The following is a 14492-nucleotide window of genomic DNA, read 5'->3' on the forward strand; positions in this document are numbered from 1 at the left end:
AGACACGGGACGCCATGCCACGACGACTTGCCTGCAGGAAGGGGGAAAGCGCCACATGGCGGGCATGTGGCGTAGACGTGCGTTTCAGCGCTATGGCGTTTCAGCGATAAAAGCGTGACATGGCCTTGAGAGCCTGGCTGAGCATGGTAGGCGGCGGTTGATAATCGGGCGCCGGTTCGAGCCCTGTGGTCATGGTCTCGAAACGGCCGGTGGGGTAGGTCACGACGAGGCGGTCATCGGTTACCAGGGCGTAGTTCATGTAGCTACCCGCGATCATCCAATCGCGTTTGCTTGGCGTCAGCAAGCCATTGCTCATGGCATAGGTCTTGGGTGGCGTAGCACCGCATCCCAGCGCCTGCATGAAGGTCGCCGGGATGTCGTCATGCGAGGTGCGATAGGTAATGCGCCCTGCTTGCTTGCCGGGCCAATGCACCACCATGGGGACCTTGAGCTGAGCGTCGCTGTAATTGCTGCCGTGTCCCCAGTAGCCTTTGCCGTTGTCGTTGAATTCTTCGCCATGATCCGAGGTGACCATGACAATGGTGTTCTCCAGGAGCCCACGTTGCTTGAGATCGTCGAGGACGCGACCGATCAATTGATCGACATAGCGGGTCGCAGTCTTGTAACGATTGAAGTAGGGCTCGGGATCGAAATCATCGTCCAGCGCCAGATGATTGAGGGTGTCCCAATAGGGCTCGATACGCGGGAAATCCGGCGGTACGTCGTAACCGTGTACGGACTTGTAGAACAGGAAACCGAAAAAAGGCGGGGCCTTTTTCGAGCGGGTTTGCATGAAATCGAGCCAGTCATTGGTAATCAGCCGATCACGCTGCCAGGCTTCGTCGCCCGGTGGGTTGAGGCGAATATCGGGTATGCCGGCGAAAGCGGTTCGGTCGAATGCCGGGCTGATCAGGGTGGCCGCCGACAGAATCTTGGGCTGATAGTTCAGCGCCTGCAGGCGGTTGATCCATACCGGCGCGGTCTGACTGCTTTCGAACGCGTCCCAGTAGGTCGAGGGAAGTCCATAGAACATGCTGAAGCCACCGGCCTTGGTGGAGTTGCCGCCACTGTAGTGCTGGGTGAACACCTTGGCATGACGTTTGGCAAAACGTGTCGTGTTCGGCATCCAGCGTGGATCCAGCATATCGGCGCGCAGTGCATCCACGGCAACCATCAAGATGTTGGGGCGTTTCTCGACCGGATGACAGCTCAGTGGCTGAGTGGGATAGTCGAGCTTGCCGGACCCTTTGGCATGCTCTAACCGTCTGCCGGCGTTATCGGCACGGTTTTCACTGGCATCCACCCAGCCATGTTTCTTGAAGAAGCGTTTAGCGGTCGCTGCATAATAAAGCGGCACATACCGAGTCAGCGAGGTAATGCGTGTGTTGTAGGTGGCGTCCGCCCACGCGTGCCAGCTGTGGGCGCCGAGTTGTGCGGCGAATAACACCGCGAATCCCACCCCCAACCAGCGTGCGCGAGGACGATGGCGTGCCAGTAAAAAGGCCATCCCGACCTGCACCAATAGCAGAATGGTGAGCGCGCCAATGGCAAGGCTCCATTCCAGCCATGAAAAGTCGAAGGTATGGGCACCGGCCTTGATGATCGTATTGAGCACGAAGCCCGAAAGGTGAAAACGATAAAGCGAGAAAACGGCGATATCGACAACCAGAAGGAGCTGTCCCAGTGTCGCGACGATGACGGCCGCCGGCATCAGCCAGCGCTGCTTGAGCACCAGGCCCAGCACCACCAAGGGTAACCCCACCAGCCAGGTCAGCAGTGCGTATTGCCCAATATAGGTCAGCGTGATGTAAGCCGCGGGAGCGGGCCCTTCGATGGGCATCCAGGTGATGAAACGCGTGGCGAGCAGACAGGCCAGCGGCACATTGGCGAATAGAAACCAGCTAAGCCAATTGAGTCGCTGGGGTAACGCGCGGGGAAACGAGGCCATATAAAGCGTAAATTCCAAACTCGTGCAAGGGAGAAAACATGAAATGATGCCAATCGGACAGCCCGTTGTCATGCAGAGTTCATGTGCCATCGTTTAGGGTGATCGGTTGGGTGTGGCATCACGAGGGGCGGAAGAGCCGGGCGCGATAATTTGATATATTGGGTGACCCGATACGATGCATAGCGAGGCACCCCGAATCGTCATGGTCAGCACCTTTGCTCCCCAAGCCGCCGGTGATCTCAACTTCCTCAAGAAGCTCAACCGCAGCTCCATTCTGGCGACCGTGCGTCGCTATCCCGGCGCCACGCGTGCCGACATCGCGTCGCGCACGCAACTGACCAAGGCCACGGTAGGGGGTGTCGTTCAGGCGTTGCTGGAACGCGGTTGGCTGCGCGAGGGAGCGTTACAGCCGCGTGGCGGCGGTCGGCCCGGACGGGCGCTGTATCTCGACGACTCGCATCATGTGCTGCTGGGGGCGGACATCGGGGTGCGGGGCTTGCGCTTGGTGGCGTGCACTCTGGGGGGCGAGGTGCTGCTTCAGCGTTACGTCACCGAACCGCCTACCACGCCCGAGGCCACGGCGGTGCGTCTGGCTGCCATGCTGCGTATCCTGCGTGACGATCCGGCCATCGCCGGGCGCCATTGCCTGGGGCTGGGCGTGACGGTGCCGGGGCCGGTCTCGCCGGTGGATCCCATTCTGCGTCTGGCGCCGAATCTGGGCTGGGTGGACGTCGCGTTTCTCGACGTGCTGCGCGAGCACCTGACGGATCTGGACGGTATCTGGCTGCTCGATAACGAGGCCAACGCCGCGGCCTTCGGGGAGTTCTTTTTCCACGACGGTATCCCGCCCGAGTCCATCGTCTACATCAGTGCTGCCAGCGGTATCGGCAGCGGGATGGTCACAGGGGACAATTTTCCTTTGGTGCCGCGCGGCGGGCAGGGGCTGGTGGGTGAGATCGGTCATACCATCGTGCAGCCGGGTGGCTTGTATTGCCATTGCGGCAATCGGGGATGCGCCGAGACGCTGGTCAGCGGCTGGGCGATCCGCGCGGCACTGGGGATCGCCGATGACGAGAATCTCGAGGCGGCGATCATGGCGCGCGGCGAGGATACCGAGGTCGATGTCACCCTGCGGCGTGCCGGCGAGGCATTGGGCATTCTCATGCTCAACCTGCACCACACGCTCAACCCCGCCACGCTGGTGCTCGGCGGGTCGTTGATGCGGCTCGGGGAGCGGCTGACTCAACCGGCGCTATCGTACTTCGAGGCGCACCAGAACGACTTGTTGCGGGGCACGCAGCGCGTCCCCGTCAAGGTGATCCACGACAGCACTTTCACCGCCGCCCGTGGTGCCGCCGCCGAGGTCATGGCCAAGGCGGCGTTGGAGGCGTGATCGCCAGGGATGGCGATCATACTGGCTAGAAGATCCAGTTGGGGAGCGTCAGCGATACCGCGGGGACGAAGGTCACCACCAGCAGCAGGCCGACCAGCAACAGCCAGTAGGGCATGATGGCGCGAATGAAGTCGGCCACCTTTACGCCGGTGATGCTGCAGGTGGTGAACATCACCGTGCCCAGAGGCGGGGTAATCGTGCCGATGGACGCATTGAGGATGAAAATGATGCCGAAATGCACCGGATCGATGCCGAACTGGGCTGCCACCGGCGCCAGCAGAGGCGACAGCACGATGAGAATGGCGTTACCTTCCAGGAACATGCCCAGAATCAGCAGCAGCGCATTGGCGATCAGCAGGAAAGCCACCGCGCTTCCAACTCCCGAAGAAAGCATCAGCGCGATGTCCTGGGGTATCTGCTCCCAGGTCAGCACGCGTGCGAACCCCGAAGCCACGGCGATGATAAATAGCACGTTGACCGAGGCCATCAATGACTCGCGGGTCGCCAAGGCGATGCTGCCCAGCCCCATCTGTCGATAGACGAACAGGCCCACGATCAAGGCATAGAGTACGGCCATGGCACCGGCTTCGGTGGGGGTGAAAACGCCGATGCGAATGCCACCAATGACCACCACCGGCAGCAGTAGCGCGATGATGCCGGCGCGCGTCACGCTAATCCATTCATGCCGCGAGACCCGGTCCTTGCGTGGCGGCTGGTAGCCTAGCCGACGGCACTGGCGCGATACCAGCAACATCATGCATATCGCCATCAGTACACCGGGCACGACGCCGGCGAGAAACAGCCGGCCGATCGACACGTTGTTGACGTAGCCGTAGACGATCAACGCGATCCCCGGCGGGATCGTCGACGTTACCAGGGACGAAGCAGCGGTGACGGCGGTGGAAAACGGCTTGGGGTAGCCACTTGCCGTCATGCTGGGGACCAGCAGCTTGGCGTTCATGGCCGCATCGGCGATGTTGGAACCGGAGAGCCCGCCCATGAAGGTGCTCAACAGCACATTGGCCTGGGCCAAGCCGCCATGCATTCGCCGGGTCATCAATTCGGCCAGTTTTAGCAGACGCTCGGTGATGCCGGAGTGGTTCATGAACACCCCGGCCATGATGAAGAACGGAATGGCCAATAGCGAGATCGATTCCAGACCACCAGCGAGACGCTGGATGAGCGTCACCATCGGTTGATCGGCGCCGACCAGAAAATAAGCCAGGCTTGACGCGAATAGCGCAAAGGCTACTGGCGTACCCAGACAGAACAGGATGAAGAGCGCGGCGAGCGCGATTCCAACGGCCATCGATATCACTCCTTGGCGGTAACGACGTCGGGCGTCGCGTCCGACGATGCTGCGTCCCGATCATCTGTCACCGAGCGATCATCGGTGATCAGGCGTACCAGGCTGTGGTAGAGCATCATGATTGCGCTGATGGGGACGGCGACGTGAATCCAGTAGTAGGGAATTCTCAGCATCGGCGTGCTGCGGAAACGCGAGAAAGGCAACAATTCCAGTCCCCAGAACAGCATGGCCAACGCGCAGAGCATGATGATGCCGATGTTGAAAACACGCGTGTTCCAACGCGCGATGGTGGCCGGTAGTCGCTCGTTGAGCAGGCCGATGAGCACGTGCTCGTTACGTCTCACCATTGCGCTGGCGCCCAGGAAAGTCGCCCAGACCATCAGCAGTTGCAGGATCTCCTCGCTCCAGGCGAGCGGCGAAGAAAATAGGTAGCGCATGAAGACATTGGCGATGGCGACGACGAATAGCCCGAATAGCGCCAGGCTGGCAATATCCTCATCGAGCCGCATCAGCCGGTCGAACGCCTTGAAAATTGTTTGCATGGTCAACTCCATAGCGCCCCCGCTCGGCGTGGAGCGGGGGCGCTGTCATGCGAAAGTAAGCGCTTGATCAGCCATTGATGATCTTGCTGACCCGCTGGTACAGCCCATCGCTCCACTGCGGGAATGCCGCCGGAATCTCCTCCTGGGCACGCTCGCGGAACGGTGCAGTGTCGACCTCGTGAACCTGGACGCCGGCATCCTTCAACTGCTGTAGTGATTTTTCGGTCTCGTTCTCGACCAAGGTTCGCAGGTTGTCGGCCATCTCCTGACCCGTTTCGGTCAGGATCTGCTGTTCCTCAGGGCTCAACTGCTGCCAGAAGGCTTCGCCGGTAATGAACGGCGCGACCGTGTGCATATGGGCCGTCAGGTTGAGATGCTTGACGACTTCGTAGAACTTGCCGCCATACAGTACCGGCAGCGGGTTCTCGACGCCGTCCACCAGTCCTTGGGCCAGCGCCGGGTAGACGTCGCCGAGAGACATCGGAGTAGGCACCGCGCCCATCGCCCTGATCGCGGCGACGTACATGGGCGAGTTCTGCACCCGGACCTTGACCCCGGACAAGTCAGCGGGTGTCGAAACCGCTTCCCGCGAAAGCAAGTGACGCACGCCGTAGACGGTATTGGGAATCACGATGTGGTAACCGGCTTCCTCGACCTTCTTTTCCTGTTCAGCAAACCAGTCGGAGTCGAACACCTTGAGCTTGCTATCGAAATCGTCGGCCAGGTAGGGCGCATCGAGTACGGCGAGATCCGGCACAGAACTCACGAAGTTCGAGTAGGCGGTGATGGTGATCAGCGGTGATCCGAAGCGTGCCTGCTCCATGACCTCCGTCTCGCCGCCTAGCTGACTGGCGGGGAATGCCTTGAGCGTCAACTCGCCGTCACTGGCCTTTGCGACGTCTTTCGCCCATTCCTTGACGGCGACATCGACCGGCTCGCCCGGCTGGTTGCCGTAGGCGACACGGATCTCGGTGGCGGCCTGGGCGAGATTCAAGCTGCCGAGGCCGGCGATGGAGAGGCTGGTGGCGATGAGCGTGAGTTTCTTGAAACGCATTGTCGTGCTCCTTGGTTGTTGTCGATCGTGCGGTCGGGTTACCGGGAATGCGTCGTGGATTGTGCGCTCGATATGGCGTCATCGAGTCGCGGCGTGGCGATGCCTCGTCGGCGCGCCGATTCGACCACGGGTTGCAGGCGTCGCTGGCACTTCGTGGCGTGGTGCTGGGCGATGTCCTGCAGGGCGTGGTCGAGGTAAGGGTTGGCGAAACGCTCGAGCGTGGTGTCGCGATAGGCCTCGAGCGAGGGTCGCTCGAGGTGTTCCGCCAGGCTGGGCAGTACTTCGTCGTCGAGCACCTGGCGCAGTTCCGTTGCCCATGCCGGGTCGTCCATGGCCTCGCGCACGAAGCGGATCTGCGATTGCGGCTCGCGCTGCCAAAGATGGACGAGATAGGTGTGCGCCAGATTGAGGATGTGCAGCTTGCGCATCTCGTACGGGGCCAGGGAGGTCACGCGCTGCACATCGGGATGCCGGCAGGGCAGTTCGAGACCGGGCTGGTCCTCGATGGCCCAGAGCGCATACGGCTCGGCGACGGCACCCACCGGCTCCAGGGCCGTCGAGACGATGCGGTCGACGAGGGTGTTGGCCCATAGGCAGCGGGTCGTCAGCCAGGTGTCGAAGTCGGCATCGGCGTAGTCGCGCTGCGCCAGTTCCCGCACCAGGGCCAGGAGCTGCTCGCCATTGCGGCTGACCAGCTCGCAAGGCAGCACGGTGAGGCCCTCGCGTCCCGCGCGGTAGCGCGCGTACAGCAGCTTGGTGAGCTTGCCAGGAAAGCTTGTCGGCACCGCTGCCAGGGCGCTGTCGTCATCGACGCGGTAGCCGCTGTCGCCGGTGTTGGACACCATGAAACGGGCGTGCTCGACGATGTGTCGTTCCAGCGCGTCCCACTGCTCGTCGGCGATCCAGCAGCCGGCGATGCTGGTGACGGTCTCGCGGGTGTCGATGTCGCGGCCGTCGCGACGCCCGCGAATCGCCAGCGGATACTGCCGGTGCGTGTTCAGGTCGCGGGCCTTTTGCTTGCCGGCCTCGCGCGGCGAGGTCTGGACCACGAGGATGCCGTCGCGCGTGTGGCCGGCCTCTCGCGAGGCGTGCACGAACGCGGCCACGTGGCCCAGCAGGAAGCGGCTGGTGCCGAACTGCACGATGCCGGCCTCGGCGAGCGTTGGCGCTGTCACAGGGAGACTCCGCGTTTCCAGGGAATGAAATCGAGTTGCGAGAGGCGCATGGCCTTGGTGCGGTAACGCCCCGAGGCGGTGTCGATGCACAGGCGCAGTAGTTCGTCGGCGAGCTCGGCGATGTCCGCCTCGCCGCGAATGATGGGCCCGGCATCGAAGTCGATGACATCGTGCATGCGCCGCGCCAGCTCGCTGTTGCTGGCGAGCTTCAGGACCGGCGCGATGGGGTTGCCGGTGGGCGTGCCGAGGCCGGTAGTGAACATCACCAGGTTGGCGCCGGAACCGACCAGGGCGGTGGTGGACTCGACATCGTTGCCCGGCGAGCAGAGCAGGTTGAGGCCCTTGCGTACCTGGGGCTCGGTGTAGTCCAGCACGTCGACGATGGGGCTGTCGCCGCCTTTCTTGGCCGCGCCGGCGGACTTCATGGCGTCGGTGATCAGGCCGTCGCGAATGTTGCCGGGCGAAGGGTTCATCGAGAAATGCGCACCCACCGAGGCAGCGTGACGCTGGTAGGCCTCCATGAGCTGCCGAAAGCGCGAGGCCGTGGCGTCATCGCGGCAGCGCGCCACCAGTTCGTGCTCGACACCGCACAACTCGGGGAACTCGCTCAGGATGCCGCTGCCGCCGAGCGCCGCCAGGCGGTCGATGACGGCACCCACCAGCGGGTTGGCGGAAAGCCCGGAGAAGCCGTCGGAGCCGCCGCATTCCACGCCGATGGTGAGCTCGGACAACGCGGCGGGACGCCGTTCGACGGCGTTGGCGACCTTGAGGCCGTCGAAGATGCTGCCCAGTGCCTGGCGAATCAGCTCGGGCTCCGTGTCGGTGGCCTGCTGCTCGAAGTAGTGAACGGGGCGCAGGCCGTCGGGATCGCGCTCGGCCACCGCCGCCTTGAGCATCTCGATCTGGGCCTTCTGACATCCCAGGCTGAGCACCGTGGCGCCGGCCACGTTGGGATGGCAGATGTAGCCCGCCAGAAGCTGGCACAGCGCCTGGGCGTCGTCGTCGGTGCCGCCGCAGCCCAGCGTGTGGGTCAGAAAGCGCACGCCGTCGACATTCGGAAACGGGGATGCGTCGGGCGTCGTGGCCGGTGCCGCCTGCGCGTCGCCGTGAAGCATGCGGCGGGCCATGTGCTTGTAATCTCGGTAGGGGTCGTCGCCGATGGCATCCTCGACGCACTGGCGCAGTACCTCGATGTTGCGGTTCTCGCAGAACACCAGGGGCACGACCAACCAGTGGTTGGCGGTGCCCACGCGGCCGTCGGGGCGGTGGTAGCCGTTGAAGGTCTGCCCGGTGAAGGCGCTGACGTCCGGGGCGTCCCACTGTGCGCGGCGACCCTGGGGCTCGGCGTCGGCGGTGGCGTGTTCGACGTTGGCGGTGGTAATGGCGGCGCCCACGGCGATGGGCGCCACGACGCGTCCCACGGTCACGCCGTACATCACGACGAGATCGCCGGGTTGCATGGCGTGCAGCGTGAACTTGTGCTTGTGCTGTACGGCTTCGGAGAGCCGCAGGCGGTGGCCGTTGTCGTCGATCTCCATGCCTTCGGGCAGGTCGCGCAGTGCAACACGCACGTTATCGTGGGCATGGACACGCAGGCTGGGTTGCTGAAGCTGATCGGAGGCGATGGTCTGGGTCATGCCGGACGACCTCCCTGGGCGCTGGCGTCGTCGAATGTCACCATTGCCTTGATGACGCCGGTGGCCGGGTCGCACCACTGCGGCATCAGCGTCGGCAGCTCGTGGTGCGGGCCGCGATGGGTGATCATCGCCGTCGACTGCAGGCGGCCTTCCGCCATCAGGCGGGCCACCGTCTCGAAGTCTTCCCGCGTGGCATTGCGACTGCCCAGCAGGCTGAGCTCGCGCTTGTGGAAGTCGGGGTCGTTGAAGGTGATGTCGGCCTTGACCACGCTTACCAGCACGTAGCGCCCGCCATGGCCGGCGAAATCGAAACCGCGATTCATGGCGGCAGGATTGCCGGTGGCATCGAACACCACGTCGGCCAGGGCGCCGTCGTGATGGCGTGCGATGGCGGCCTCCACGTCGTCGTCCAGTGCATGCAGCACGTCTTCAACGCCCAAGGTGTCGCGGCAGAAGGCCAGGCGTTCGCGGTTGGTGTCCACTACCAGTACCCGTGCGCCACGGCTCTGGGCGATCTGCACGATGCCGATGCCGATCGGTCCGGCGCCGACCACCACGGCCAGCTCGTCGGCTTCGATGCCGCTGCGGCGCACGGCGTGCGCGCCAATGGAAAGGCACTCCACCAGCGCCAGCTGTTCGGCGTCGAGGGTGCTCGAGGTGACCAGGTGATCCACGGGCACGCTGAGGTATTCCGCCATGCCGCCATCGCGATGCACGCCGATGACCTGCATGTGCTGGCAGCAATTGGTCTTGCCCTGACGGCAGGCGCGGCATTCACCGCAATGCAGATAGGGGATCACGTAGGCGCTGTGACCGACGAGCGCCTCGTCAACGCCTTCCCCGACGCCGACGATATCGCCGGACAGCTCGTGACCCAGCACGCGGGGATAGGTGAAGTAGGGCTGATTGCCGCCGTAGGCATGGATGTCGGTACCGCAAATACCCACGCGACGAATCCTGAGCATGGCCTCGCCGGGCGCGCATTGCGGTTCGGGCACGTCGCGCAGTTCCATGTGTCGGGGTTGGGTACAGACAAGCGTTTGCATAAAAGTTCCTTCGCACATCGCCAGGTTAGATGGTCAGGCCAGTTACCTAGCGGTCTTTTGATCTAGAGGTCAGGCCAATTGGCTAACAAGATGCCCAAGCGAGGGTCCCGACTTCAAGCTTTTTAACGGTCGAGGGGGGTAGACATAAGTCGTGGTCATTCCCCTGGAAGAAGAAGCGAGACCGCCACGAGGACGGTCTCCGGCGCGATCACGCCTGTTTGGTGCGCTGGCACTGCTCGCCGAGGCCTGCGATCCCCAGGCGCATGGTCTGCCCGGGCTTGAGGAAGACCTGCGGTTTCTGGCCCGCACCGACGCCCGGCGGCGTGCCGGTGGAAATCACATCGCCGGGTTGCAGGCTCATGAAGCGGCTCAGGTAGGCGACCAGGTAGGGGATCTGGTAGACCATGGTGCGGCTGTTGCCGTCCTGATAGCGCTTGCCATCGACTTCCAGCCACATGTCGAGCGACTGGGGATCGGCGATCTCGTCTCGCGTGACCAGCCAGGGGCCGAGCGGGCCGAAGGTGTCGCAGCCCTTGCCCTTGTCCCAGCTGCCGCTGCGCTCGAGCTGGAATTCCCGCTCGGAGACGTCGTTGACCACGCAGTAGCCGGCGACGTGGTGCATGGCATTGGCTTCGTCGATGTAGCGTCCGCCCTTGCCGATGACGACCCCCAGCTCGACTTCCCAGTCGGTCTTGTGCGAGTCGCGGGGGATCTCCACGTCATCGTTGGGGCCGCAGATGGCGCTGGTCCACTTGTTGAAGACCACCGGTTCCGGCGGCACCTCGGCGCCGGTTTCCGCCGCATGGTCGGAGTAGTTGAGACCGATGCAGATGAACTTGCCGACCCGACCCACGCAGGGCCCCAGACGTGTGCCCTCGGGCACCTCCGGCAGGCTCTCGTGATCGGCTTGGGCGATGCGCGCCAGGGCGGCGTCGTCGAGCGACTCGCCGGCGACATCCTGGATCAGCGACGAGAGGTCGCGAATCTTGCCGTTGGCATCCAGCAGGCCGGGCTTTTCGTGGCCCGGAGGTCCGAAGCGTAGTAGTTTCATGCAATCTCCTCGTTGACAGCCCGGGCTGCGCCCGGAGTTGAAAGTCATCAGTTGAAGTACGGCGCTACGCGCCTGGAAGCCAGAAGAAGGAAGAAAGGCACTTCGTGCCTGAAAGGAAACAGCTGGAAGAATGAACACCAGCTTCGAGCAAAAACCAGATCGAGAAAAGTTGCTCTGTCTCGCGCTGGTGGTTTGATCTTCCGTCTTCCGTCTTCCGTCTTAATTCGACCAGCCGCCGTCGATCAGCTGTGCGGTACCGGTGATGAACGCCGCCTCGTCGGAAGCCAGGAAGGTCGCCAGCGCGGCGACTTCCTCGGGGCGCCCCAGGCGACCCATCGGCTGGCGGTCGATGAATTCCTGGAATACCGCGGCCTTGTCGCGTCCCTGTTGCCGAGCCTGGTCCTCGATGCGTTGATGCAGCGAGGGCGACTCGACGGTGCCGGGGCAGATGGCGTTGCAGCGAATGCCCTGGGTCATGTAATCGGCGGCCACCGACTTGGTCAAGCCGATGACGGCGGCCTTGGTGGTGCCGTAGGCGAAGCGGTTGGGCACGCCCTTGATGCTCGATGCCAGCGAGGCCATGTTGACGATGCTGCCGCCGCCTCGCGCGAGCATGCCGGGGAGAAACGCCTGGATCATGTGGAACATGGCGGTCACGTTGAGGGCGAAGCTGCGCTCCCAGGCGGCATCGTCGCATTCCAGTATCGTGCCGCCCGGCACCATGCCGGCACAGTTGAAGAGGATATCGATACCGCCGATCTCGTCGGCCAGCGTCTCGATGTCGGCGTGCCGGGTGACGTCCAGCCGGTGTGCCCGGACGTCGTCGAGGTCGTCGAGGTCGTCGAGGTCGTCGAGCAGGCCGGGGTCGATGTCGGTGGCGATGACGCTGGCGCCCTCGGCGAGAAAGCGCTCCACCGTGGCGCGGCCGATGCCCTGTCCCGCGGCGGTGACCAGTGCGGTCTTGTGTTGAAGTCTCATGGTGTGGCGAATCCCTGCTGAACGTGGGAACATAGCGCGGCCAGCCATTCGAAGATCCAGAGGCCTGACCAATGGTCGAGCCATCATCTACTGGGCTAGGTCTCGGCGGCAAGTCAATTGCCATCAACTTTAGTCGCAACGCGGTGCGGAGAGACGACGCGATGCCGATTCAAACCATTCGCTCACAGCGCCTGTACCGGCAGATCGCCGATCAGTTGCAGCAACTGATTCGCGACGGCGAGTTTCCCCCGGGCTCCTTGTTGCCGCCCGAGCGGGATCTGGCGCAGCAACTGGGCGTCAGCCGCGCGTCGGTGCGCGAGGCGCTGATCGCCCTGGAAGTCGTGGGCATCGTCGAGGTGCGCGTGGGACACGGGGTGCTGGTCAAGGAAGTCGACGCCATGCCGCCGGGCTCGGTGATGCAGGCCGCGGCTCGCAAGGAGCCGTGGGCGCTCGACCCCGAGTTCGCCAGCGAGATCGAACTCAATCTCGACGAGGAGATACCGCCGTTTTCGCTGCTGCAGGCGCGGCGTTACCTGGAGCCGGAGAACGCGGCCCTGGCGGCGATGAACGCCACGGACGAGGATCTCAGCGCCATACGCGCGGCGCTGGAGCGCAACATCTACGACAACAACCATGGCGGCGGCAACCTGGCCGGCGACCGGCTGTTGCATATCCGCATCGCCGAAGCCTCGGGCAACGCGGCCTATGCGCTGCTGATCAAGCACCTGCTGGGCCACCAGTACGGGGTCATGTTCCGGCGCCTGCAAGAGCTGTTCATGGAGACCGGTATGCCGCAGCGCTCGCAGGAGGATCACGAGCGCCTGGTGGCGGCGATCGAGGCACGTGACCCGGCGGCGGCGCGACAGGCCATGGAAGTGCATCTCGATCATGTGCTGCGGGTGTTTTTCGCGGAGTAGCCATCGGGCTAACCGCCTATCAACGCGGCAGGATGCGGCCGGCGGCCATCAGTCCTTGCGGGTCGAAGAGCTGCTTGAGTCCTTTCAGGAGCGTGTATTCGGTGTCGCTCAAATCGGCCAGGAATGCCGCTTGCTTGACGCGTCCGATGCCGTGCTCGGCGCTGATGCTGCCGTGATGCGCATCGACAATATCGAACAGGGCGTCTTCCAGCTCATGCAACAGGGCCTTCTTGGCCTCGAGGTCGAGCCTTGCAGGCGGCAGGAGATTGAAGTGGAGGTTGCCGTCGCCGATGTGGCCATAGGCGATGATCTGCGTGTCCGGGGAGCGCTGCGTCACGGCGTGGCTAGCGTCCTCGAAGAACGCGGTCAGCCCCGAGATGGGCAGCGAGACGTCGGTGCGCAGATGTTCGCCGCGCATTTGCTGACCTTCCAGCATGCTCTCGCGGATCTGCCATAGCTGGGCGGCCTGGGTTTCACTGCTGGCGAGCACCCCGTCCAGCACGTGTTCCTGCTCGGCGCCGGTTTCGAAAAGGTGCTCGATCATGGTGTCGAGATCCGCCGGGCCGCTGGCCGAGACTTCCATCAAGACATAGACCGGGTGTGCGTCGTCGAACGGATCGGGGAGATCCGGCGCCGCTTCGAATGCCAGTTCCATGCATACGCGGGGAATCAGTTCGAAGGCCGACAGCAAGTCGCAGCAGCTACGCCGTGCCTGACCGTATAGTGCCAAGGCGGCGGCAATGTCGGGAACGGCGATCAACGCGGTGCGGCTGGTCTGCGGACGCGGGGCGAGTTTGAGCACGGCGCCGGTGACGATCCCCAGCGTGCCTTCGGCCCCGATGAACAACTGCTTGAGGTCGTAACCGCGATTGTCCTTGTGCAGGGCATGCATGCCGTTCCACAGACGGCCGTCGGGCAATACGACTTCCAGCCCCAGCACCAGCTGGCGCATCATGCCGTAGCGCAAGACGTTGAGCCCGCCGGCGTTGGTGGAAACGTTGCCGCCTATCTGACAGCTTCCCTGTGCGCCGAGGGCGAGCGGGAAGTAGCAATCCGCCTCTTCGGCGGCCTCCTTGACGGTCTGCAGGATGCAGCCGCTGTCCACGCTCATGCTGAAATTGACGGGGTCGAGATGCCGAATCCGGTTCAGCCGCTCGAGGCTGATCATCAGCTCGCCGCGTTCGGGGTCGGGTTGCGCGCCGCCGACGAGGCCGGAATGGCCCCCCTGGGCCACCATGGGGATCTGGTGGCGATGACAGAACGCGACGATGTCGGCGACCTGTTCGGGGGTGGCGGGACGGGCGATCATCCAGGGATCGCCGCCTTTGTCGCCGGCCCAGTCGGTGGTATAGCGAGCAAACGCCGCGGGGTCATCGATGACCCCGCCGGTGCCCAGCAGTTCGGTCAGAAAGCGGTGTAGCGCGGCGGTATCGATTGGCATC

12 protein-coding genes are annotated in these 14492 nt (G+C 63.7%); 2 read left to right on the forward strand and 10 right to left on the reverse strand.

Features of this window, described 5'->3' with window-relative positions; genetic code table 11:
* Positions 1-100: 100 nt before the first annotated feature.
* On the reverse strand, positions 101-1948 hold the full coding sequence (locus C8E00_RS02900; protein WP_166638226.1) for a DUF3413 domain-containing protein: 1848 nt from the start codon (positions 1946-1948) through the stop codon (positions 101-103).
* Between the two features lie 175 nt (positions 1949-2123).
* Between C8E00_RS02900 and C8E00_RS02905 the strand changes: the two genes are divergently transcribed.
* Positions 2124-3341, forward strand: a complete 1218-nt coding sequence (locus tag C8E00_RS02905) for an ROK family transcriptional regulator (protein WP_243833091.1) — start codon at positions 2124-2126, stop codon at positions 3339-3341.
* A 25-nt stretch (positions 3342-3366) separates the two neighbouring features.
* Here the strand turns inward: C8E00_RS02905 and C8E00_RS02910 are convergent, their stop codons facing one another.
* From C8E00_RS02910 to C8E00_RS02945, 8 genes are all read right to left on the reverse strand, one after another.
* Positions 3367-4650 carry a TRAP transporter large permease gene (locus C8E00_RS02910; RefSeq protein WP_133694255.1) on the reverse strand — a complete coding sequence of 428 codons (1284 nt, stop codon included), beginning with the start codon at positions 4648-4650 and terminating at the stop codon, positions 3367-3369.
* 5 nt (positions 4651-4655) lie between these two features.
* A complete protein-coding gene (locus C8E00_RS02915) occupies positions 4656-5192 on the reverse strand; it encodes a TRAP transporter small permease (protein ID WP_133694257.1) in 537 nt (178 codons plus the stop codon).
* 67 nt (positions 5193-5259) lie between these two features.
* Positions 5260-6246 (reverse strand): C4-dicarboxylate TRAP transporter substrate-binding protein, encoded by a 987-nt coding sequence (locus C8E00_RS02920; RefSeq protein WP_133694259.1) that lies wholly within the window; start codon positions 6244-6246, stop codon positions 5260-5262.
* 38 nt (positions 6247-6284) lie between these two features.
* Positions 6285-7421, reverse strand: a complete 1137-nt coding sequence (locus C8E00_RS02925; protein WP_133694262.1) for a mannitol dehydrogenase family protein — start codon at positions 7419-7421, stop codon at positions 6285-6287.
* Positions 7418-9058, reverse strand: a complete 1641-nt coding sequence (locus tag C8E00_RS02930) for a UxaA family hydrolase (RefSeq protein WP_133694264.1) — start codon at positions 9056-9058, stop codon at positions 7418-7420. Before C8E00_RS02930 ends, C8E00_RS02925 begins: the two co-directional genes overlap by 4 nt.
* Entirely contained in the window at positions 9055-10104 is a 1050-nt protein-coding gene (locus tag C8E00_RS02935) for a zinc-binding alcohol dehydrogenase family protein (RefSeq protein ID WP_133694266.1), read from the reverse strand. The genes C8E00_RS02930 and C8E00_RS02935 overlap by 4 nt, the downstream gene beginning before the upstream one ends.
* 208 nt (positions 10105-10312) lie before the next feature.
* A complete protein-coding gene (locus C8E00_RS02940; protein WP_133694268.1) occupies positions 10313-11155 on the reverse strand; it encodes a fumarylacetoacetate hydrolase family protein in 843 nt (280 codons plus the stop codon).
* A gap of 219 nt (positions 11156-11374) precedes the next feature.
* Entirely contained in the window at positions 11375-12133 is a 759-nt protein-coding gene (locus C8E00_RS02945) for an SDR family oxidoreductase (protein WP_133694271.1), read from the reverse strand.
* 161 nt (positions 12134-12294) lie between these two features.
* Here C8E00_RS02945 and C8E00_RS02950 point away from each other — a divergent pair, with 161 nt between their 5' ends.
* On the forward strand, positions 12295-13050 hold the full coding sequence (locus C8E00_RS02950; RefSeq protein ID WP_011507037.1) for a FadR/GntR family transcriptional regulator: 756 nt from the start codon (positions 12295-12297) through the stop codon (positions 13048-13050).
* A 19-nt stretch (positions 13051-13069) separates the two neighbouring features.
* Here the strand turns inward: C8E00_RS02950 and C8E00_RS02955 are convergent, their stop codons facing one another.
* Positions 13070-14491, reverse strand: coding sequence for an FAD-binding oxidoreductase (locus C8E00_RS02955; protein WP_133694273.1), 1422 nt, complete (start codon positions 14489-14491; stop codon positions 13070-13072).
* Between the last annotated feature and the right edge of the window lies 1 nt (position 14492).

It is taken from the genome of Chromohalobacter marismortui, assembly GCF_004364315.1.
In the GTDB taxonomy this organism is placed as follows: domain Bacteria; phylum Pseudomonadota; class Gammaproteobacteria; order Pseudomonadales; family Halomonadaceae; genus Chromohalobacter; species Chromohalobacter marismortui.

Coding starts and splice junctions, on each gene's coding strand:
- C8E00_RS02900 (WP_166638226.1), bottom strand. CDS start 1,948: ATGGCCTCGTTTCCCCGCGCGTTACCCCAGCGACTCAATTGGCTTAGC.
- C8E00_RS02905 (WP_243833091.1), top strand. CDS start 2,124: ATGCATAGCGAGGCACCCCGAATCGTCATGGTCAGCACCTTTGCTCCC.
- C8E00_RS02910 (WP_133694255.1), bottom strand. CDS start 4,650: ATGGCCGTTGGAATCGCGCTCGCCGCGCTCTTCATCCTGTTCTGTCTG.
- C8E00_RS02915 (WP_133694257.1), bottom strand. CDS start 5,192: ATGCAAACAATTTTCAAGGCGTTCGACCGGCTGATGCGGCTCGATGAG.
- C8E00_RS02920 (WP_133694259.1), bottom strand. CDS start 6,246: ATGCGTTTCAAGAAACTCACGCTCATCGCCACCAGCCTCTCCATCGCC.
- C8E00_RS02930 (WP_133694264.1), bottom strand. CDS start 9,058: ATGACCCAGACCATCGCCTCCGATCAGCTTCAGCAACCCAGCCTGCGT.
- C8E00_RS02935 (WP_133694266.1), bottom strand. CDS start 10,104: ATGCAAACGCTTGTCTGTACCCAACCCCGACACATGGAACTGCGCGAC.
- C8E00_RS02940 (WP_133694268.1), bottom strand. CDS start 11,155: ATGAAACTACTACGCTTCGGACCTCCGGGCCACGAAAAGCCCGGCCTG.
- C8E00_RS02945 (WP_133694271.1), bottom strand. CDS start 12,133: ATGAGACTTCAACACAAGACCGCACTGGTCACCGCCGCGGGACAGGGC.
- C8E00_RS02950 (WP_011507037.1), top strand. CDS start 12,295: ATGCCGATTCAAACCATTCGCTCACAGCGCCTGTACCGGCAGATCGCC.
- C8E00_RS02955 (WP_133694273.1), bottom strand. CDS start 14,491: ATGCCAATCGATACCGCCGCGCTACACCGCTTTCTGACCGAACTGCTG.